This is a genomic window from Sorangium sp. KYC3313 (assembly GCF_052075895.1).
Taxonomy (GTDB): domain Bacteria; phylum Myxococcota_A; class Polyangia; order Polyangiales; family Polyangiaceae; genus Sorangium; species Sorangium cellulosum_B.
This window is the reverse complement of sequence record NZ_CP197255.1, coordinates 5,117,272-5,138,713: the sequence shown is the minus strand read 5'-3', so window position 1 is coordinate 5,138,713 and position 21,442 is coordinate 5,117,272. Positions and strand designations below refer to the sequence as shown.

Here is a 21,442-nt window from a genome sequence, read left to right as displayed (position 1 = left end):
CTCGCGCGCGGTCAGCTGGACTCCCTGGGAACGCGGGGCGCGAGGGCGCGGGCTCAATTGAGCCTCAAGATGCGCCCGACGAGGCGGAAGAGCCCGCGAGAGGCGGCGCTGATGCGGCTGCCGATCACCTCGATGTCGCCGTCCTGACGGATGCGGACCGCGCCGTGCCCTGAGCGCAGGAGCACTTCCTCCTCCGCCTCGATGCTCACCGTGGTCGCCTGCAGCCGGATCTCGCGAGGCTTGCGCGTCGTGAGCGCCGCGACGACGAGAGGCGCTTCCCCTTCGCAGCACTCGACCAGCACCAGGTCGCCGTTGGCCTGAGCGTCGGCGATCACCTCGGGATCCACCTCGGGCGCGAGCTCCGCCTCGAACGGCGCGGTCGCGCCGCGGAGCACGATCGTCGCGCTGCGGCCAGCCACGTCGAGGACGCGCGCGGTGCGGGTGCCGGCCGACGGCGCGGCGGCGGGCGCGGCGCGGGCCGCCGGCTCCGGGGAGGTGGCCTGCGGCAACAGGTCGTCAATCGAGAGGCGCGAGCCTGCCTCTGCGGCCGGAGCGGCGTCGACGTCCTCCAGCTCGATGGTTGCGCTGCCGAGCGTGTCGGCGCCCTTGTCGTGAATGCCCATCATGCCTCCGATACCTCTACCTCACGCGGCGACATCGTTCGACCGCAGCGACATCGATGTGCGAGATAGTCCTCCAAGTCGACCTTGCAGCGAGCGACGCCGGAGTCGAGCGGAGCCTCCTCGCAACGCCGGTCCGTGGTCCTGATGAACGCGAATACATCGGTTCTGTAAGGCTACTCGGAAGGCGAGTGATAAGGGTCGACCAGCGCCCAAAGCTCGTCGCACCGCTTCTCGTAAGCCGGATCCTTGGGATCGACCTTCCGCATGGCGATGAGAAAATTCTTCGGTGGCTGGTAACCGTGTGTATCGATATAATGGAGAATCAGGTCCGGAAAGATGTAAATGCGTGACTTTCCGGGGACGCAGATATTTCTCCACCCCAGATAGGTTTCCTGCCCAGCAACGATGCGCAAGGGAGGCTCAGCGTCCGGATCATCGAAGCAGAAGCTGCACGCGTGCGTACCCTCGATCTCCTCAGGCGTCCAGCCGTTCATGATGATCTGCTCCAGCCTCGCGACGTCCTTCGGATCCACGGTCCCCTGAGGGATTGGATGAGGTTTATCCATCCAGCCGATCGTGACCAGTTTGGGGTGCTCGTAGCTCTCCCACCAGTGGCCTCCGTCACGGTAGTACGACATGACACAAGACTCCTGTTTTATTTGGGCGATGAGCACAACAGCATCGGGACGGCCAACTACTTTGAAGCCGCGTGCCTCCAGTCGACCAGCGTCCAGAGCTCGTCGCACCTCTGACGATAGGCCGGATCCTTGGGGTCGATCTTACGCACGGCGCGAAGAAAATTTTTCGGCGGCTTGTAGCCGTGCGTATCGATGTAGTGAAGAATCGCATCCGGGAATATGTAAATGCAAGTTTTACCGGGCACGCCTACCTGCGCTCCACCCAGGCGCGTGTACCGCCCAGCGACAATACGCTCGGGAGGTTCCACATCCGGATCGCCGAAGCAGAAAGTGCACGCGTGGGTGCCCTCCATCTCCTCGGGCGTCCAGCCGTGGACGATGAGCTGCTCCAGCCTGGCGAAATCCTCCGGATCCACGGTTCCCTGAGGAATCGGGCGGGGCGCGTCCATCCAGCCGATCGTGATCAGCTTGGGGTGCTCATAACTCTCCCACCGGTGCCCTCCATCACGATAGTACGACATGGAACAACACTCCTATTCTATCTCGGCGATCTGCGCTTCTTCTTACTGCGGATGCCCTTAGCTTCATAAAATTCATCGTCCAGCTCGGGGGTCGAGGGGCGGTACCCCGCCGGACTCGGGGCCACGTTCGACGTCCCTCCCTCACGCCAGAAACCAGGCTCATAGCGCCAGTCATTCCGCTCGTTCTGAGTAAATACAGTATTGTGGCTCTTCCCAACATGCAGATTTTCCGTCGGAGCGTACACCTTGCTCCCGTCTTTCGCCATCTCTCTGGCGAGGCGGTCGGCGATGCTGTTCTCCCCCTTGGCCGTCTTGCAGCTCGCAAGCCGGATCGTCATTCCAGGCTTGTAATCCGGGTGGTTCCGGATGTAATCGGCGAGCTCCTTCTCGTCGGTGACCATGTAATACCGTGCATCCTGACGAGCGCTGTTATCGAACGCCCGGTTCATACCGCTCGAGTTTCCGTGCCCTCGTAGGATGAACTCGTCGGGGTTATCAGGAAAATCAAATTCACGCGCGCCAGCAAGGATGAGGACCAGCCCGAACGGGTCCGCCCATCGGAAGGGGTTGCGCGCATACCGATACGCGTTCAGCCCGCCGAGGAGCCCCGTCGGGTCGGGGCTGATGTAGCGCCCCGTGTCCGGATCGTAATACCGGAACCGGTTGTAGAAGAGCCCCGTCTCCGGATCTTCGTACTGCCCCTGAAAGCGGATCGGGGTCTCCACCTTCGCGCTGCCGCGCGGCCTCACGCGACCCCAGACGCGCCGCTCGATGCTCCCCGCGATCGTCCCGTCCAGGTTCACGAGCGCGTCTGGCGCGCCCGCCGGGTCGGTCAGGTAGCAGCGCCAGCGGCCATCGCCGTCATGCTGATAATGCGCCATCGGGACGAACTCGTCATCCTCGTACACGTAGGTCCGGGCTCGCTCGGAATCTCCCGCGCGCGTCACCTCGTGGACGAGCCTGTGCCGATCCCAGACGTACCGCGTCGTCGCTACCTCGATCCACCGCTCGCCCTGGCCTCTCCTCGATACACGCTTGCCGATCCTTCTCGCCAGCGGATCGTACGTGAACTCCACGCGAAGGCCTTCGGGCGTCAGGACACATTCGAGCAGATCCCGATCGCTCCACTGGAAGCGCGTCACGAGCTCTCCGCCCGATGGCGCACGGACACGCCGCTCGCTCAGGCGCCCCAGGGCGTCCCACACGTAGTCGATATCTCCGCGGCGAACCAGCCGCCCACCCGGTCCGTAGGACCAGGCGCCGCTGCCGCTCGCCTCGGCGATGTTGCCGGAAGGATCGTAGCGGAAACGCTCCTCCCGCTCCACCGCTCCCCACGCCGCGATGACCTGGCCGCGCGCGTCGTGATCGTACCGCGTCACCCCGCTATCGCGATCCCAGACCTCGAGGAGCTCCTGCCGCGCGTCGTACCGGTATGCCCGGCCCCACACCGCGTCGGGCAGCGGCCCGACCCAGTCCGGCTCTCCTCGCCCGATCCTCGGCGCACGCGCAGGGGACGTGAGCCACCGCGCGGCGATCTGACCGGCAGGCGTGTACGCGGTCGTGACAGCGCCGCCGTCGGGCGAGAACACGCGCCGCACCTCGCGGCCCAAGGGATCGTTCGCATGGTCGATCAGGAGCCCTGCCGCCGCGCTCGTACGCCTCCGCAAGCCGCGGGCATCCCGGACGACGGCCTCGTCGTGGCCCCACGATGTCCGGCGCGCCACCGCGCCCCCGATCGCGCCCCACGTCGTCTCGATCGCGTACGAGACGCCCCCGACCGTCTGCTCCTCGCGCGTGATCCTCCCGCGCGCGTCGCGCTCGAACGTGAAGCGCCCCGCGCCGCTCGACGCCGCGATCACCGCCCCGTTCGCGTCGTGCTCGTACGTCTCGGTCCCGCTGCCAGGCCGGGTGATGGTGACCAGGTTGCCGGCGGCGTCGTAGGAGAGCTGCATTCGCCCGCGCTCCCCGTTCTCGATCGACTGGAGCCTGCCCGCCTCGTCGAAGCGGTACCTGAACGTCCGCCCGTCGAACGTCGTCTCCTTCACGAGGCGGTGCCACGCGTCGTAGTCGAGCCGGTGCACCTCGCCCACCTCGTTGTGCACCTCGACGAGCTCGCCGTCCCGATCGTAGGCGAGCCGCACGATATTGCCGTTCTGGTCCTTCGCCGCGCAGAGCTGTCTGTAGCCGCCCCACGCGAGCTCACGCACGTTGCCGGCCGGATCCTCGACGCGCACGAGATAGCCCTCCGCGTCGTACGCGTACCGCGTGACGCCCTCAGGAGCTTGCGTCGCGAGCAAGCTCCCGAGCGGCGAGTACTCGTGGCGGACGGTCCGCCCCATCGGGTCGGTCCTTGCAACCATTCGCCCGAGAGCATCATAGCGCCACGTCCAGCGCGCGCCGTCAGGGGCGACAGCGCCGACCTGATTGCCATGCACGTCCCGCTCGATGCGCCATGAACCGCCTCCCGGGGACGCGACCTCCACGACCTGACCTCGGCCGTCGCGCCGGTAGAGCGTCGCCGCGCCAGCGCCGTCGCGATGAACGACCACGTTGCCGCGCCCGTCACGATCGAGCTCGACCGTGTCTCCCCGCCGGTCCGTGATCCGCACCGGATTGCCACGAGCGTCCCGCTCGATGCGCGTGACGCGGCCCAGCGGGTCGGTGATCGCAAGGACACGGCCGCGCTCGTCGCGCTCGAACGTGGTCGTCGCCCCCAGGCCGTCGGTCCGCGACAGGAGATGTCCGTGCTCATCATACGTCCGCGTGACAACCCCGCGCCCGTCGACGCTCCTGTCGAGCGTCCCCATCGGGTTGCCAAAGAACCGGCGGATGGTGGTGGAGTCGGTCACCTCGCTGTAGCCGCCGGAGCCGTACACGAGCTTGCAATGATAGATGCCCTTGGCCACCGTGGTCCCGTCACGGAGCCGCGGGGGCAACCCCTCGGCGAGGCAGGGATCTGCCTTGCCTGCGTGGTCGAGCCAAACCTCCACGCAACGGCGCTGCGAATCGTAGGCGTAGTGAGACGTGAGCCCGACGCGATCGGTGGACGACACGAGGAGATGACCACCATCGTACGTGTAGCGGGACGCGTGTCCCTCGGCGTCGGTCACGCGGACGAGGTCACCGTCATCGCCGTGGGTGTAGCTCGCGATCCGCAAGGAACGGTCGTGCGTCGGTGAGGTCAGCACCTCGATCGCGGCGATCCTGCCGCCGGCGTCCGGCGTGACGCGCAGCACCCTCCCCGCGCTGTCGACGACGCGAACGAGCGCGCCGTCATGATACGTGAGCTCGATCCGGTTCCCGTTTCCATCCTCGATCGAGCACAACCGGAGCAGGCGCTCCTCGGGGCCAGCGCTCGCAAAGACGCGATCGAGCCCGTCGCCGATGTCGAGCACGAAGCCGCTGGCAGTGCGACGCAGCAGGTAGCCCCAGGGCCCGATCGTCTCCTCTCCAACAGCGAGGGGCTGCTCGAAATCGACGGAGATACCTTCCTCGGTCCACACCACGATGGAGCGGCGTCGCACCTCGATCGTCCACCCCCAGCTGTGTCCCCAGCCCCACCCCAGCCCGAAGTCGCGCGCGGCCGCACGCGAGCTGTAAGAGCGCGTGAACTCGAGCGGGATGGGCCCGGGGAGGCGCAGATCGGTGACCGGGGGCGTGAAGACCCGCCCGGTGACGACGTCGACCGGGTCACTGGCGCTCTCGGTATCGGATGTACCGCTCGGCGCGCACTTCTGGTCGCCGCTCGCGCCCGCGCCTTCGCCGCCACGGCCGTCGCCGCCGCCGTCACCACCGCCGCTGCCACCGCCATCACTTCCGCCCGCGCTCCCGCCTCCGCCCATCACGGCGATTCCCGGGCACATGCCCGGCGGGGCTGCTGCGTCCGGCGCAGGTGCTGTCGACATCGCTCAGCCCCCTCCTCGACGGCCCGGGCTCCCTCCTCGCTCGCCGCGGAGCGCGGCGTGAAACCGCCTCTCCGCGCCGGGATCCTCGGCCATCCGCGGGCTCCAGTGCTCGCTCCCGCGGACGTAGTCGGCCAGGGTCACGCCCACCCTGGCGAGCGCCGCCTGCACGTCCCCCGTCTCGTGCAGCAGCGATGTCACCTGAGCGAACTGCTCCAGCGAGATCGGCGGTGCCGCCGCGCGTGATGCCGCCTGGTAGGCCGCAGTACACGTTGCGAGCAGCGCCGGGATGCCTTCATGTTCGTTCGCCAGAGCGCCCGAGAGGAGCGCCTGCCAGTGCGCGTCGGCGGCGTTCCATCGCGCCTCGTCGAGCCCGTGTCGAGCGAGCACCTCCGCCTGCGCGCCGCCGGATGCTGCAAGCTGAGTCATGACCGTCACGTACGTCTCCAGATCGAGCACCATGATTGAGCGGGTCGAGCGTAGGCGATGCGGATGTGCTGTTCCAGAACGAAGAGCGACGGATTCCGGCGCAAGGGCGCTCAAGGAGCGGAGTCGCGGCCCGAGGTGCCCTGGCGCGCCTCGTGCAGCGCGATGGCGCGATCGAGCGCCTCCCTCGCCCCTCGCTTCTCCCGGGGGAATGCCTCCACGTGATCGCAACGAGTCCACACCAGCGCGCGTGCGATGTCCGACAGCGCCGCCGCCGGCTCGTTCGGGTCGGCATGGCGGTGCACCTGAAAGAGCACGGGCACCTGCTCCGGCCGCCGTCCCGCCGCGATCAGGTCGGCGCGCAGCGTCCTCGCGCGGTGCCCGCCGAGGGCGAGCCAGCGCGCCCGGCCGTCCACCGGGAGCACGATGACGTGCGCGCGCTTCAGGGCCTCGAGCTCGGCGCGCACCTCGTCGCTCTCGGCCGCGAGGCCCTCGATGGGCTCGTGCCAGGCGACCCCGCGCGTCACGACCAGCGAGACGCGCAGCGGGAGGGTGGCGGCGCCGCGCGGCCAGAGCAGCTGGGCCCCCGCCGGCGTCGGGCCGGACTCGATCGACGCCGAGCGGGCGAGGCCGGCCAGGTGCCGGAGGAGCCGGTAGGGGCTCCCGGTGGGGCCCGTATAGTAGACGACGTGAAGCGGCTGTGGCTGGGCGGGGGTGCTCACCAGTCGAGGTCCTCCTGCTCGACGACGACGCGCGCGTTGTCGAACAGCGCTGCGACGAGCTGCCGGCGATCGTCGAAGACGAGGCCCTGGGCATAGTCCACGACGCGGCCGCCGGGCTCCTCGTTGACGCAATGGACGCCCCAGAGCACCGGCTCACCCGTGGCGTCGTCGCAGGTGCGAAGCGGCTCGGGCGCGCCGTCAGGCCCGCAGGCCGCGATGACGAGCGGCGCGCCGCCGCCCTTGGCGGCCGCGCTGGCGGCGAGCTGGCGGCAGAGAAGGTTACCTGGCTTCATGGTCGGCCCTCATCTCTTCGTACAGCGCGATGGCGCGGTCGAGTGCTTCCTTCGCGCCACGCAGTTCTTGCGGAAAAACCTCCACGTGATCGCAGCGTGGCCAGGTGAGCACCTGAATGATATCGGACGTTGGCGTCTTTATGACGTCTTCCCGGCAATAGCAGTTGATCTGAAATACCACCGGAACGGTGTCTGGATCCCGCCCTGCGGAGATGAGGTCGGCGCGGAGCCTCAGGAGGAACTGCCGGTTGCGCTTGAACCGGTATGCCTGATTGTCGGTTACAAAGACGATGACATGGGCACGTTTCATCGCAGCGAGGCTCTCGGCGAAGCTGAAGCTGCCGCGATTCTCGGCGGCCTCCAAGGCCGCAAAGTCCGCCAGGGTAGGGGCTGGCCAGGTGCCGCGCAGCCAGACGAAGAACAGGTGGAGGGAGTACACGACGTCGTCGCACGGCCACAGGACGCGGCCCTCGCTCGGGACCAATTCGTCGGCCACCACGCCATCACCGCCCAGTGCGCAGAGGCGCCGGAGAAGCGCTTCGGGGGCGCTCATCGTCGTCTTGTAATAGAGCACATCCAAGCGCGGGTGAGGCGGGTGGGAGGTCACCAGTTCCTCACCTAAAATCGACGTCGATATGATAGCTGACATCGCGGTTCTCGAACATCGCCGTCGCGTGCTGCTGGTAACTGTCGAAGACCATCCCCTGATCGTAGTCGACTATCCTGCCGTCGGGGTCCTTGTTCACCCAGTGATCGAGCCACTTCTTGGGTTTGCCCGTGCTGTCATCCCACGAAGCGAGATGCTGGTTGGTTTCGTCTTCCATCTCCGGCCCGATGACCTGCACAGGGAACCCTCCGCCGAGGTACTTCGCATCGGTGGCCACCTTCTCGCACAACATGGCGTTCTTCGTCGTTTTGATGGCGGCCTGACGCGCCTTGAGCACTGGATCCGCCTCGAACCTCGCCCGGGCCGCATCGCGCATGGCCTTCCGTTCGGCGTCGCTGATCGGCTCGGGCTGGATGATGCGTTTGCCATAAACATCGGCCTCCGCCGTCGGGTCCACCCCTCTCGCATAGAGGTTCATCCCCCCTTCCAGCCCGATCGGATCCGGGCTGATGAACCTCCCCACCTCCGGGTCGTAGTACCGGTGCCGGTTGTAGACGAGCCCCGTCTCCTCGTCCGCGTATTGCCCGAGGAAGCGGATCGGCGTCGTTACGCCCCCCTCCCCGCTCCCCTCGATCCTCTTGCCCCAGGCCGATAACCGCAGCTCCCCCGCCACGTCGCCGCGCTCGTCCAGGAGCCGCTCCGGCGTCCCCAGGGGATCGTTCACGTAGTGGTACCAGCGCGACGCCACGTCGCCGCCCACCCGGCGCGTCTCGCCATGCGCGAGCGGGACAGCGCTCCCGCCGTCGAAGACGTAGGTCCGCTCCTCGACGACCGCATCGCCCTCGCGCGTGCGCACCTCGTGCACCGGCACGTGCCGATCCCAGTAGAAGCGCGTGCGCGACACGAGCCGCGCCCCCGCGCCGTCCAGCGTCGAGACGCGCTTCTCGATCCGCCGCGCGAAGGCGTCGTACGAGAACTCCACCCGACGCCCCTCCGGCGTCTCCACCCGGCGCAGGAGCCCGCGCCCGTCCCACGCGTAGCGCGTGATCCGCGCAGCGCCCTCGCGCTTCTCCACGAGCCGGCCCAGCTCGTCGTAGCGGTACGCCACGTCGCCGCGCCGGATCAGTCGGTCGCCGGGCCCGTGCCCGCGCGCCGGCGCTCCGGGACCCGCGTCGACCAGGTTCCCCGTCGGATCGAAGGCGAAGACCTCCGACAGGCCCGCCTCCGCAACAACCTCCAGCAGCCGCCCGGCCGGATCACGATGGTAGACCGTGCGACCGCGGGTGAGATCCTCTACGGCCTCGAGGCGCCCCGTGGGGTCGTAGCTGTAGCGCGCGTCCACGACCGTCCCCGCCGGGCGCGATCCCAGCCAGTCGGGCTCGCCCGCGCGGGCGCTCGGCCCCCTCGCGGCGCGGCGGACGACGCGGCGCGAGAGCCGCCCGACCGCATCGAAGGCGCTGTGCACCTCACCCCCCGCAGGCAGCACGCGCGCGATCTCCCGGCCGAGCGGATCGAAGTGCCGGCGCACCACCTGCCGGCCGTCGAGCGTCACCCGGGCCGCCCGGCCGTCCGGCGCGCGCTCCCACGACAGCGTGTGGCCGAGCGACGTCCTCCGTCCGATCGGGCGCCCCTCGGCGTCGTGGCTCACCTCGACGGTGAACGCCGGGCCCCCCGAAGCCTGCTGCGTCTCGCGCGCGATCCGCCCCATCGCGTCGCGCTCGAACGCGACCGTCCCGTCCGGGCCCGACACCGAGGCCAGGAAGCCGCGCGCGTCGTACGCGTACGCCTCGCGCTTGCCCTCCACCTCGCGGGCCACGAGCTGACCGGCGAGGTCATAGACGAAATGGGTGGGCGCGCCGATCCCTGGCTCGACCCGCGTCTGCTGCCCGGCCGGATCGTACCGGTAGCGCAGCACGCGCCCGTCGAAGGAGCGCTCCTTCACCCGACGCAGGGCGACGTCGTACTCGAACACGTGCTTTTCACCGCGCGCGTTCTCGGCCTCCAGCACCTCCCCCTCGCGCCCGTAACGCATCCGCGCGGATCGGCCGGTCGCGTCGGTGACCTCGTGAAGCCAGTGATAGCCACACCACGCGATGCGCGACACGCGCCCTGCGCGGTCGGCGACGGAGACCAACCTGCCCTCGCCATCGTAGGTGGTACGCGCCGTGGCGCCCGCAGGGTCCGTGGTCGCCACGAGATCCCCGCGCGGCGAGTAATGGAAACGGCTCACCGCGCCCGTCGGGTCGGTCATCGACAGCGTCCTGCCGAAGAAATCGTAGGTCCACTGCCACCTTCCGCCGCGCCGATCGAGGAGGGAGACCACGTTGCCGTGCGCGTCGTGGCCGATGCGCACGACACCGCCGGTCGCATCCTCGGCCTCGACCATCTGGCCCCGCCGGTCGTACACGAAGCGCCGCGCCGCGCCGGTGGGATCCGTCGTCCGCACCGGCAGGCCGGCGGCATCGCGCTCGATCGTCGTCGCGAGCCCCGCGGGATCGATCACGCGCACGACGTCGCCCCGCGCGTCGCGCTCATAGCGCACGACGCGGCCGAGGGGATCGGTCCGGGCCAGCAGCCGGCCTCGCGCGTCACGCTCGTAACGCGTGACGGCGTGGAGCTGATCCGTCTCCGAGAGCAGGTGCCCGGCGTCGTCGTAGGTCGCCGACACAGCGTGCCCGCCGTCCACCTCGAGATCGAGCAGGCCATGGCGGTTGCCGAAGAAGCGCTTCACCTGCCGGGAATTGGCGACCTCGCGGTAGCCGTCCGGCAGGTACGCGAAGCGGCAATGGTAGATGCCTCTGGCGCGCGTCGTACCGTCGGCGAGCAGCGGCGACAGCCCGTCGGCGAGGCCCGGATCAGGCCGGCCGTCGCGATCGCCCCAGGTCTCGACGCAGCGCCGCTCGTCGTCGTAGCGGTAGTGGAACGCGAGCCCGGCGCGATCGGTGTGCTCGGTCAGGAGGTTGCGCTCGTCGTAGGCGTAACGTGAGGCGAAGCCCTCGGCATCGACCGCGGCGACGAGGCGGCCGATGTCATCGTGCTCGTAGCGCGCGAAGGTGATCCAGCGCCCCTGGGAGGTTGCGTTGTAGACGCTGATGGAGACGATCCGCCCCTCGGGGCTCGACCCGAAGCGGACGCGCCGGCCGGCGCTGTCCAGCACCTCGGCGATCCTCGACCCTTCGTGGGAGATCGAGATCCGGTTCCCGGAGCGGTCCTCGATCGCCGTGAGCAGCCACTCCCGCTCCCCCTCGATCGGCAGCGCAAAGGCGTGGTAGAGGCCGTCGCCCCTGTCGAGACGGTAGCCGCCGCCCTCGCGCCGCAGCACCCAGCCCCAGGGCCCGAGCGCCTCGCCGCCCTCGGGCAGCACGGGGAAGTCGACCGAGATGCCCTCGTCGGTCCAGACGCGCGTCGCGCGCCGGGTGATGGCTACGCGCCAGCCGAGGCTGTGCGTCCAGCCGAGACCGAGCCCGACGTCGCGCTCGGCCATGGCCGAGGAGTAACGGCGAACGAAGGAGAACGGGAGGGGGCCGGGCAGCGAGAGATCGGTCCGCGGCACGGTGTACACGCGTCCGGTGACGACATCGACCGGCTCGCCTTCAGACCTCTGCCTCCCCTGCCCAGAGGGCGCGTGTTTCTGATCGCCGCCCCCGCCCTCTCCGCTCCCGCTCCCCCCACCGCCGTTGCTGCCGCCGCCGCCGCTTCCACCGCCGCCGCTGCCGCCGGAGCCACCGCCGCCCCCCAGCACGGCGACGCCAGGACACATCCCCGGGGGAGCAGCGGCATCGGGCGCCGGTGCGGTCGACATGGCTCAGCGTGCCCTCCAGGCGGGTGCTTCGGTCGCGTGATCCGCGTGATCGCGGCGCAGGACGACGCGAAGATACCGCCTCCGCGCGACGCGGAGCAACCCCGCTCGCCAAGACGATCATCGCTCGTCGATGCGCCGCCGAAAGCGCCAGCTCACGTGTGCAGGCCAGAGCGGCTTGCAGGACGTTGGCCCGCAGCAAGCAGGCGGGCTCGATGTCGAGCGCCGCTCGATGCGGCGCAGCGCAGGAGCGATGCTTCAGGCTAGGATGCGCGCGATGGGTACGGCGCTAACGGTGGAGCGCTACGCAGAGATGCGCGCGCAGATGGAGGCCGGGAGGCTCCGCGACGAGGTGCTCGCGCGCGCCGGGCTCACGGCGGACGAGTGGACGGCGGCGCAGCGCGAATGGCTCGAGCGGATGGGCGCGGAGCTCGAGCGCGGCAGCTTCGAGCTGACCAACCGCTACACACAAGCCTTCCTCGAGCACCTGCGGGCGTCCGTCGCGGCCTCGCCGCCGGTGAGGGCGCCGTCCGGTCGAGCGCCGGCCGCACCGCGGCTCGCCGCGCCAGCGCCGCGCCTCACGGCGCCGGCCGCGCCCGCCGGCACGGCCCCGCTCCCAGACATGGCTGCGCTCGTCGCCGCCCTGCCCTTCGTGCCGAACGCGCCGCCCGGTCGAGCGCCGGCCGCACCGCGGCTCGCCGCGCCAGCACCGCGCCCCGCGGCGCCGGCCACACCCGCGGCGCCGGCCACACCCGCCGGCACAGCCCCGCTCCCAGACATGGCTGCGCTCATCGCCGCCCTGCCCTTCGTGCCGAACGCGCCGCCCGGTCGAGCGCCGGCCGCACCGCAGCCCGCCGCGCCAGCGCCGCGCCCCGCGGCGCCCGCCACGCTCGCAGCGCCCGCCACGCTCGCAGCGCCCGCCACACTCGCAGCGCCCGCCACACTCGCGGCGCCAGCGCCGCGCCCCGCGGCGCCGGCCACACCCGCGGCGCCGGCCGCGCCCGCCGGCACAGCCCCGCTTCCAGACATGGCTGCGCTCGTCGCCGCCCTGCCCTTCACCCCGGCGCCGGAAAAGCGGGGCGCCCCCGCGCCCCCGCCCCCGCCGAGCGCCGCGGCCCACACGGCGCCCGCCCTCTCGCTGGAGCAGTACGCCGCTCTCTGCGCGGAGCTCTCGCTGCACCCGCGGAGCGCCGCGGCGATCTACGCGCGCTACGGCCTCCGCGACGCGGCCGCCTGGCAGGTCACGGACACCGCGTGGCAGGCCCGGATGCGCGGCGACTCCGCCCTCGAGGCGCGCTGGCAGCAGCTCATCGCCCACTACCGAGCCCACTACAGGGCTCGCTGAGCCGACCCGCTCGCCGAGCCCACGCGCGGCGACCCCGCAGCTCGCCCTGCTCCGCTGCTGACCTGCCGCGCCGTCCCCCACCGTCGAGACCGGCTCCGCCACCCGGCCGAAGACGCGAAGACCAGCGAGGCGTGCCTCACGGCCCAGGGCGGCGGCTTCACGCGGGCCGTCGCCCCTCCTCGGCGACGCGACGCTTCGTTGCCCCTGACTTGCAAATCGAAAGATTTCATTCGATCCTGCATTCACTTCCAATGACAACAACCATGGATGCCATCGATCTGAAAGCGATCAGCCTCCTCGCCCGCGACGCCCGCCGGTCGTGGGCGGACCTCGGCGAGGCTGTCGGCCTCTCCGCGCCCGCCGTCGCCGAGCGGGTGCGGCGGCTCGAGGAGCGCGGCGTCATCACGGGGTGGGAGGCGCGCCTGGACGCCCAGGCCGTGGGCGCCGGGCTCACGGCGTTCATCTCCGTCTCGATCGCGAACCGGCGCGGTCGCGGCGAGTTCCTGCGCGCCGTCGAGCGCGCGCCCGAGATCCAGGAGTGCCACCACGTCGCCGGCGACGAGGACTACCTGCTCAAGGTGCGCTGCCGCGATACCGAGGCGCTCGAGCGCCTGCTCACGCAGGAGCTCAAGGCCCACGACGGCGTGGTGCGCACGCGCACGACGGTCGTCCTGTCCACCGCCAAGGAGACCGCGCTCCCGCCCCTGCCTCTGCCGTCCGAAGAGGCGCGCAACGGCGAAGCGCGCGCCCGCAAGGCGCCCGGCCGCGGGGCCTCCCGGAAGGAGGCGCCGTGAGCGGCGACAGACTGCCGCCCTTCGCGGATCGAAGTGATCCCGGCGAGCGCCGCGAGCGCCGGATCGACGAGCGCGACCTCGCGGCGCTCGCGGCCGCCATCGAGGACGCCGCGATCGCGCAGCGCGATTTCTCGCACGCGCGCCACCTGCTCCTCGCCCTGCACTACGTGCGCGCCCACGGGCCCGAGGGGGCGCTCGCGCGCATGCGCTCCGCCCTGCAGGCCTTCAACGCCCGGCACCCGCCGGCCAACGGCTACCACGAGACGATCACGGCCGCCTGGCTCACGCTCGTCGCCCGCCACGCCGCCGAGCACGGAGGCGCCGCCGTCCACGACCTCGCGGAGGGCCTCCTCGACCGCTACCGCAGCAGCAAGGCGCTCTTCGCCCATTACTCTCGCGCGCGGCTGCTCTCGGACGACGCCCGCGCCGCGTTCGTCGCGCCCGACCTCGCGCCGCTCCCGGCTCCAGGCGACGGCGTGCGCATCCGCCTGGCGACCGAGGCCGATCTCGCGGCGATCGAGGAGATCTACGCGTTCTACGTCGAGCGCTCCACCTGCACCTTCGCCACCACCGTCCCGACCCCGGCGGAGCGGCGCGCCTGGCTCGCGGCGCACGGCCCCCTGCACCCCGCCACCGTGGCCGTCGAGGGCGACAGGGCCGGAGCCGTGGTCGGCTGGGGCTCGCTCTCCCTGTGGAACCCGCGCGAGGCCTACGCCCGCTCCGTCGAGAACTCGGTCTACGTGCGCGACGGCCTCCACCGGCGGGGGCTCGGGCGCCGCATCCTCGCCGATCTCGTGAGCCGCGCGATCTCGCTCGGCCACCGCACGATCATCGCGCAGATCGCCGGAGACCAGGCGGCGAGCGTCGCGCTGCACCGCGCACTCGGGTTCGAGGACGCCGGGGTGCTCCGAGACGTGGGGTACAAGTTCGACCGCTGGCTCGACGTGATCCTGATGCAGCGGGCGATCCCTCACCCTGCAAGTGACGGACAGCAGCCATGAGGCGGCCTACATGCCCGCGACCGCCACCAGCCAACCCGGGTTGCGCCAAGACGATCGCGTATGCCCTCTCGCTCGCGTCGGCGTGGTCCTACGCGGACCGGTGATGGCCGCCCTGGCCGTGCTCCGAGAGGACGAACGGCTCCGCACGGGCCCTGGAGCGCCCTTTCGAACACGCCCCGGGGCTCGCGCGCCCCAGGGCTCCGGCGGGCGCGCTACGAGGCCTTGGCGTTCTTCAGCGCTTCCGGGTTCCCCGGCCCCTCGAGGTACTCGTCGTACGTGCCGTTGAAGACGCGCGGATCCTTCGACGACAGATCGAGCACGCGGGTGCCGAGCTTGCCCACGAAGTGCCGGTCGTGGCTCGTCACGACGACCGTCCCCTTGTACTCGATGAGCGCCTGGAGGAGCGCGTCGATGCTCTCGACGTCGAGGTGGTTCGTCGGCTCGTCGAGCACGACGATGTTGTTCTTCACCAGGATGAGCTTCGCGAGGAACAGGCGCGCCGCCTCGCCGCCGGAGAGGTTCTCCGTCTTCTTGAGCCCGGCCTCGCCGCTGAAGAGCAGCTTCCCGAGCACCGAGCGCACGTGCTCCTTCGGGGCGGTCGGGTCGAAGCGGTACAGCCAGTCGTAGGCCGTGAACCCCGCCTCGATCGCCTCGTGGTGATCCTGCGCGAAGTAGCCGACGTTCGTGTCGTGGCCCCACGTGACGGACCCGGCGTCCGGCGTGTACTCGCCGACGAGGAGCTTGAGCAGCGTCGACTTGCCGATGCCGCTCGGCCCGATGACCGCGAGCTTGTCGCCGCGGTTCAGGTTGAAATCGAGCTTCTGGATCACGCGCCGATCCCCGAAGCTCTTGGAGAGGCCCTCGACGCGCAGCACGTCGCGGCCCGAGGGCTTCTCGATCTCGAACTTGATGTACGGGCGCACGACGCTCGAGCGCCGCACCTGGATGCCCGCCTCGAGCTTCTCGATCTCCTTCACGCGCGACTGCGCCTGGCTCGACCGGCTCGCGCTCGCGCCGAAGCGGGCCACGAAGTCCTTGAGCTCGGCGATCTTCTTCTTCTTCTGCGCGGCGTCGGCGTCCGACTGGCGCTTGCCGGTCGTCTTCTGCTCGATGAAGTCGTCGTAGTCGCCCGTGTAGAGCGTGACCGTCTGGTAATCGACGTCGGCGACGTGCGTCGCGATCGCGTTCATGAAGTGCCGGTCGTGGCTGACGACGAGGAGCGTGCCGCGGAAGGTGTCGGTCAGGTACGACTCGAGCCACCGGATCGAGTCGAGGTCGAGGTGGTTCGTCGGCTCGTCGAGGAGCAGGACGTCCGCGCCCCCGAAGAGCGTCTGGGCGATGAGGACGCGGAGCTTGTACCCGCCCGCGAGCGTGCTCACCGCGCTCGTGTGCCGGGCGGTCGCGATCCCGAGCCCCTCGAGGATCTCGGCGGCGCGCGACTCGGCGGTGTAGCCGTCCTCCTCGCCGATCGTGCCCTCGAGCTCGGCCAGCCGCATGCCGACCTCATCGGTCATCTCGACCTCGTACAGCCGATCGCGCTCCTGCATCGCGTCCCAGAGCGCCCGGTTCCCCATCAGGACCGTGTCGAGGATCCGGCAGGACTCGTAGGCGAAATGGTCCTGCTTGAGCACCCCGACGCGCAGCTGCTTCGGGATCTCGACCGAGCCCTGATCCGACTCCTCCTCGCCGGAGATGACCTTGAGGAGCGTCGATTTCCCCGCTCCGTTCGCGCCGACGAGCACGTAGCGCTTGCCGGGGTCGAAGCGCATCGTGACGTTCTCGAAGAGAATTTTGGGACCGTACCGCTTGGTGAGCTTTTCGAGCGTGATCATCTCAGCGGCGCCGGGCGTAGCACGTGTGCGCCTGCGGTTCCGGTGAATTCCGGAGGCGGCGCGCCCCCCCGGGGCAGGCGCGTCACCGCGGCGCGCCGGGCGGCGGGCTGGCGACGCGCGCCGGCGCTCCCTCGTCGTGTTGCGCATGCTCGCTCGATCCCCCGTGAGGGCGGCGAAGTGTCCCCGTCCGCGCGCGCCACCCAGGGCGTCGGGCCCCGCGCCGCTGCCCACGACGCCCGGGATCCGCGCGATCCGGCGAGCGCGCGGGCGTCCCCTGCACGGTTTCACGCACCGCGGCGGCAGACCGGGGTAACATGCGCCCGTCATGCCTCGCGCGCCCGCCTGCCGTCTCCGTCGCCAAAGCCGCGCCGGCCTCGGCGGCTCCGCCGGCCTCGCCGGCGACGCGACGACCCACGTGGCCCGCGCCGGGGGTGATGCTCGCCGATGACCCGCGTCCACCCTGAAGGCTTCCGGCCCGAAGCGCTCGTAGGCCAGGTCCTGCGCGGCAAGTGGCGGCTGGAGCGCCTGCTGGGCTTCGGCGGGATGGCCATGGTCTACGCCGCCACGCACCGCAACGGGATGCGCGGCGCGGTGAAGATCCTCCGCCGCGAGCTGTCCGAGGACGAGGAGGCGCGCTCGCGCTTCCTGCGCGAGGGCTACGTCGCCAACCGCGTCGAGCACCCGGGCATCGTCCGGGTGCTCGACGACGACGTCACCGAGGACGGCTCCGTGTTCCTGGTGATGGAGCTGCTCGAGGGCGAGACCGTCGAGGCGCGCCGCGCGCGCGAGCCGGGCGGCGTGCTCGGCGCGAGCGAGGTGCTCGGCATCGCCGACGACCTGCTCGACGTGCTCGCCGTCGCGCACGAGCGCGGGATCGTGCACCGCGACCTCAAGCCGGACAACCTGTTCCTCACGCGCCAGGGGCAGCTGAAGGTGCTCGACTTCGGCATCGCGCGGCTGCGCGAGCTCTCCTCCCCGGCGAACGCCTCCACGCGCGCCGGCACCCTGATGGGGACGCCGCAGTTCATGCCGCCGGAGCAGGCGCGGGGGCAGTGGGACAGGGTCGACCCGCGCAGCGATCTGTGGGCCGTCGGGAGCACGATGTACCAGCTCCTCTCGGGGCGGTACGTGCACCAGGCCGAGACGCTCCCGCTGCTGCTCCTCGCGGCGATGACGCAGCCGGCGCCGCCGGTGGGCAGCGTCCTGCCGGCGCTTCCCACGCCGATCGCCGGCGTGATGGACGTGGCGCTCGCGTTCGACCCCGACCGCCGCTGGCCGAACGCCCGCGCGATGCAGCGCGCGCTCCGCCAGGCGCGCGGCGGCGCGGCGCTCGATCCGGCCCCGGGCGCGCGCTCCGAGCCGCCGCGCGCGCCGCTGCACTCGGATCCCGGGCGCGCGCTCCTGCCCTCGGATCCTCCGGGGCGCCCGTCGGCGCAGGCGCGAGGTCCCGGGAGCGGGCCGTACGGCACGGAGTTCGCCACGGCGGACACGGCCAGCGGCGTCGCGGCCGGGGGCGGCGCGGTCAGCACCGGCACGGTCTCGCCGGTCGTGGAGCGCTCGGCCAGCGCGGAGCGCTCCGCGCCGCGCGCGGCGGCCACGGGCGCGCTCCTCGCCGGCGCGCTGGCCGTGGGCGCCCTGGCCGCGCTCGTGTTGTGGCAGCGCGCGGGCGCCGGGGGCGCGGAGGAGCCGTCGCACGGCTCCACGGTGGAGGCCGAGCCGCGCCCCAGCGCGGTCGCCGGGGCAGCGACAGCGCCGCCCGACAGCGCAGGCTCGCCCGGGGCCGGCGTGCAGCCGGCGCCGTCCGGCGAAGCGGTCCCCGCGATCGCGCCGTCCGCGCCCGCGACCACGCCGGCGCCCGAGGCCGCGCCCGCGACGGCCGCGAGCGTGGCCGCGGCGCCGGCGAGCGCGAGCGCGAGCGCGGCCGCGCCGAGGCTCGCCGCCGGGGGCAGGGCGCGATCCCCCGCCACCGCGACGAAGGCGCCCGCCGCGCCGGCGCCGGCCCCCGCGCCGACGCCGGCGGAGGACCCGTTCAACCGGAGACGTTGAGGTCGCACGGATGCGTAGATCGAGCCCGCGTAGACGATTCCCGGCGGAGGTGCTCGCCGTGGGAGGAGCCGTGCTCCTCGCCTGCCCCGAGGCCTCCGCGCAGGGGCGCGATCCTGCGGCCGCGGAGGCGCTGTTCGACGCCGGCAGGGCGGCGCTGCAGGCGAAGGACTACGACGCCGCGTGCCCGAAATTCCGGGAGAGCTACGACCTCGATCCGGCGCCCGGGGCGCTGCTGAACCTCGCCGACTGCGAGGAGAAGCGCGGCAGGGTCGCGACCGCGTGGTCGATCTTCCGGCAGCTCGCGCGCGATCTGCCCGCGAACGACGACCGCCGCCCCATCGCCCAGTCGCGCGCGGCGGCGCTCGAGGCCCGCGTGCCGAGGCTCACGATCCGGCTCGCGCCGGGGGCGCCCGCGGACACGGCGGTGCAGCGCGCGGGGGTCCCGGTCGGCGCGGGCTCGCTGGGCTCGCCGTTGCCGGTGGACCCGGGCGAGGTCCAGGTGACGGCGGCGGCGCCGGGCCGGAAGCAGAAGATCTTCACGGTGCAGCTCGCGGAGGGCGCGCAGATCGAGCTGCTCGTGGCGCCGGAGGAGGCCGCGGCGGCCGCGGCCGCCGCGGGCGCGGGGCCTGCGCTCCCCCCGAAGGCCGCCCCGCAGGAGGCGGGGGGCTCGCCCCGGCGGACGGCCGGCTGGATCAGCGCCGGCGTCGGCGCGGTCGGGATCGGCGTCGGCGCCGTGTTCGGGGCGCGCGCGATCGGGAAGAAGGGCGACGCCGAGGCGTACTGCGACGAGGACAACGTCTGCCTGGATCAGGGGATCAAGCTGCAGAAGCAGGGCGTGACCGCGGGGACGATCTCGACGGTCGCGTTCCTTGTCGGGGCGGCGGCGCTGGGCACGGGCGCGGTGCTCGTCTTCACGGCGCCCTCCTCGGGGCAAGGGTCGCCGGCGCCCCGGGCCACCATCGGCGTGGTGCCGGGAGGCGCCGTGGCGACTGTCGTCTTTTGACGGGAGCTGCGCGACGCCGCCGCGGCCGATGGCTGACGGCGGGGAGCGCGCGCCTTTCGGTGGGGGACGCGCCGGAACCCTCTCGACTCCTGGAGCGACGCTGGCCATGAAGTCGATGGTGGCGAGCGAAGCGAGAGCTCTCGCTGGCGGCCGCGGCGGCGCCGCGCCACCAGGAGACGAGAGATGAAGCGCGATCTCAGGAGCACTCGACCCATGTTCTGCGCCGGGCTGCTCATCACCGCGGCCGCGGGGGGCTGCAACGTGATCATCGGGCTCGAGGTCGGCGAGCTCGACGCCTCGGCGGGCGGCGCGGGCGCGACCGCTTCGAGCGTGTCGGCCGGCGGCGCAGGAGGCGAAGGCGGTCGCGGCGGCGGCGGCGCCGGCGAGGGCGGCGGCGCCGGCGAGGGCGGCGCCGGCGGCGAGGGCGGCGGCGCCGGCGAGGGCGGCGGCGCCGGCGAGGGCGGCGCCGGCGGCGGGGACGAGGCGCTCTGCAGCTACGCCCGCGAGGGAGCCGTCCGGACGCCGTCGGGAGAGTGGGGCGCGCTGTCCGGCCTCGCGATCGTCGGCCTCGCGGCGCGAGACGGCGAGGTGACGGCCCTGGTCAAGGAGCGCCGGGTGCTCGCCGACGAGCCCACCAAGATCAGGACGGGGTTCTCGGTCGCGAGGTGGAGCCCGTCCGGGGTCCGCGAGAGCGCGTACGGGATGACGACCGGCGACATGCTCGGCAGCGTCTCGGCCGAGCACCTGGCCCTCGCCTCCGACCTCGCTTATGTGGCCGGCTGGTCGGAAGCTCCCCTCACCTTGCTCGCGTCGGGCGGCAGGTGCACCGCCATCGCGGGCGCGGGCACCGGCCGCAAGCCGAGCTTCCTGCTGGCGCTCGACGACCTGGGCAGGTGCAGGTGGGCCTGGAACGTGGAAGCGGAGTACAACGCCTACCCGCTCGGGCTCGCGGCGACGGCCGACCGGGTCACCTTCGCCGTCTCGCGAGCCGGGGCGACGAGCGCGACCATCGACGATTGCGTCCTCGGGGCCGTCGATCAGCGCGGGGTCGCGGACCTCGTGACCTTCAACGCGGGCGGCAAGTGCCGGTGGAGCCGCGCGCTCGGCTCCTCCGCGGCCGTGCACGTCGCGGAGGTCATCGCCGCGCCGAAGACCGGCGAGGTGCTCGTCGTGGGCGACTACGACGCGCCGGATGAGCCCATCGACATCCAGGGAAGAAAGCTCCCGCGCGCGCCGGATCGCGACCTGTTCGTGGCGCGCTTCCGGCTCGATGACGGCGCCCTGACGGCCCTCATCCCGCTCACGGCCCCTGGGACCCAGTCTGCGGCGCGGCACGGGTCCGCGATGCTCCCGGACGGCGATCTCGTGATCTCCGGGACCTACACCGGGCCGTCCTTCAGCTTCGAGGACGACTGTCCGCTCCTGCCTCCCACAGGAGACACGGAGAACTCGTTCGTCGCGCGCGTCTCGAGGGAGGGAGTGGTCTGGAGCCGCGGGTTCGGCGACGAGAAGCGCGATCAGATGGTCGTCACGCTGGCGGTGGACGGAGCAGGCGCGATCTACATGGCCGGGACGCTCGACGGCGAGATCGCCCTGGGGAACGGCGAGAGCCTCACGGCTCGGACGGACGAACTGCAGAGCTTTCTGATCGTGCTCAATCCCAGCGGCAACGTCCTCTCGGCGACCGCGTTCGCGGGCACAGGCACCGTGGGCGTGTGGGCGGTCGCGCCGGGCGCGACGATCGGCGATCCCTTCACCATCGGCGGTGAGCTGACGGAGACGTTCTCTCTCGTCCCCAGCGACCATTCCAGCGCGACGCCGGGCGAAGGGTTCATCGCCCGGGTGAAGGGGTTGCCGTGAGCGCCACGCGCGGACGCCAGCGCACCACGC

The 21,442-nt window shown here is 71.6% G+C and carries 16 protein-coding genes; 6 read left to right on the top strand and 10 right to left on the bottom strand.

Going from position 1 to position 21,442, the window contains the following annotated elements:
• Positions 1-53: 53 nt before the first annotated feature.
• The 9 genes from ACSRUE_RS20150 to ACSRUE_RS20110 all read right to left on the bottom strand — a co-directional run bounded on the left by ACSRUE_RS20150 (position 54) and on the right by ACSRUE_RS20110 (position 11,534).
• On the bottom strand, positions 54-626 hold the full coding sequence (locus ACSRUE_RS20150) for a hypothetical protein (RefSeq protein WP_441292395.1): 573 nt from the start codon (positions 624-626) through the stop codon (positions 54-56).
• 170 nt (positions 627-796) lie between these two features.
• Positions 797-1,261, bottom strand: coding sequence for a hypothetical protein (locus ACSRUE_RS20145; protein ID WP_441292394.1), 465 nt, complete (start codon positions 1,259-1,261; stop codon positions 797-799).
• A 56-nt stretch (positions 1,262-1,317) separates the two neighbouring features.
• Positions 1,318-1,782, bottom strand: coding sequence for a hypothetical protein (locus tag ACSRUE_RS20140; RefSeq protein WP_441292393.1), 465 nt, complete (start codon positions 1,780-1,782; stop codon positions 1,318-1,320).
• Between the two features lie 17 nt (positions 1,783-1,799).
• Positions 1,800-5,687 (bottom strand): RHS repeat-associated core domain-containing protein, encoded by a 3,888-nt coding sequence (locus tag ACSRUE_RS20135; RefSeq protein WP_441292392.1) that lies wholly within the window; start codon positions 5,685-5,687, stop codon positions 1,800-1,802.
• 3 nt (positions 5,688-5,690) lie between these two features.
• Entirely contained in the window at positions 5,691-6,146 is a 456-nt protein-coding gene (locus tag ACSRUE_RS20130) for a hypothetical protein (RefSeq protein WP_441292391.1), read from the bottom strand.
• A 77-nt stretch (positions 6,147-6,223) separates the two neighbouring features.
• Positions 6,224-6,832, bottom strand: coding sequence for a hypothetical protein (locus tag ACSRUE_RS20125; protein WP_441292390.1), 609 nt, complete (start codon positions 6,830-6,832; stop codon positions 6,224-6,226).
• Complete coding sequence (locus ACSRUE_RS20120) at positions 6,829-7,125, bottom strand: hypothetical protein (protein WP_441292389.1); 297 nt, start codon at positions 7,123-7,125, stop codon at positions 6,829-6,831. The genes ACSRUE_RS20125 and ACSRUE_RS20120 overlap by 4 nt, the downstream gene beginning before the upstream one ends.
• Entirely contained in the window at positions 7,112-7,678 is a 567-nt protein-coding gene (locus ACSRUE_RS20115) for a hypothetical protein (protein WP_441292388.1), read from the bottom strand. Before ACSRUE_RS20115 ends, ACSRUE_RS20120 begins: the two co-directional genes overlap by 14 nt.
• Positions 7,679-7,739: 61 nt before the next feature.
• Positions 7,740-11,534 carry an RHS repeat-associated core domain-containing protein gene (locus ACSRUE_RS20110; RefSeq protein WP_441292387.1) on the bottom strand — a complete coding sequence of 1,265 codons (3,795 nt, stop codon included), beginning with the start codon at positions 11,532-11,534 and terminating at the stop codon, positions 7,740-7,742.
• A 274-nt stretch (positions 11,535-11,808) separates the two neighbouring features.
• On the opposite strand from ACSRUE_RS20110, the gene ACSRUE_RS20105 reads away from it, so the two are divergent.
• The 3 genes from ACSRUE_RS20105 to ACSRUE_RS20095 all read left to right on the top strand — a co-directional run bounded on the left by ACSRUE_RS20105 (position 11,809) and on the right by ACSRUE_RS20095 (position 14,671).
• The gene (locus tag ACSRUE_RS20105; RefSeq protein WP_441292386.1) at positions 11,809-12,876 is read left to right on the top strand and encodes a hypothetical protein; all 1,068 of its coding nucleotides are present in this window, start codon (positions 11,809-11,811) and stop codon (positions 12,874-12,876) included.
• 263 nt (positions 12,877-13,139) lie between these two features.
• Positions 13,140-13,670 (top strand): Lrp/AsnC family transcriptional regulator, encoded by a 531-nt coding sequence (locus ACSRUE_RS20100; RefSeq protein WP_441292385.1) that lies wholly within the window; start codon positions 13,140-13,142, stop codon positions 13,668-13,670.
• Positions 13,667-14,671, top strand: coding sequence for an N-acetyltransferase family protein (locus ACSRUE_RS20095; protein ID WP_441292384.1), 1,005 nt, complete (start codon positions 13,667-13,669; stop codon positions 14,669-14,671). Before ACSRUE_RS20100 ends, ACSRUE_RS20095 begins: the two co-directional genes overlap by 4 nt.
• Positions 14,672-14,883: 212 nt before the next feature.
• Here the strand turns inward: ACSRUE_RS20095 and ACSRUE_RS20090 are convergent, their stop codons facing one another.
• Positions 14,884-16,503 carry an ABC-F family ATP-binding cassette domain-containing protein gene (locus ACSRUE_RS20090; protein ID WP_441292383.1) on the bottom strand — a complete coding sequence of 540 codons (1,620 nt, stop codon included), beginning with the start codon at positions 16,501-16,503 and terminating at the stop codon, positions 14,884-14,886.
• Between the two features lie 444 nt (positions 16,504-16,947).
• Here ACSRUE_RS20090 and ACSRUE_RS20085 point away from each other — a divergent pair, with 444 nt between their 5' ends.
• From ACSRUE_RS20085 to ACSRUE_RS20075, 3 genes are all read left to right on the top strand, one after another.
• Positions 16,948-18,549, top strand: coding sequence for a protein kinase domain-containing protein (locus tag ACSRUE_RS20085; protein ID WP_441292382.1), 1,602 nt, complete (start codon positions 16,948-16,950; stop codon positions 18,547-18,549).
• 58 nt (positions 18,550-18,607) lie between these two features.
• Positions 18,608-19,552 carry a tetratricopeptide repeat protein gene (locus ACSRUE_RS20080; protein WP_441292381.1) on the top strand — a complete coding sequence of 315 codons (945 nt, stop codon included), beginning with the start codon at positions 18,608-18,610 and terminating at the stop codon, positions 19,550-19,552.
• Positions 19,553-19,735: 183 nt separating this feature from the next.
• Complete coding sequence (locus ACSRUE_RS20075; protein ID WP_441292380.1) at positions 19,736-21,412, top strand: hypothetical protein; 1,677 nt, start codon at positions 19,736-19,738, stop codon at positions 21,410-21,412.
• Positions 21,413-21,442 lie beyond the last annotated feature (30 nt).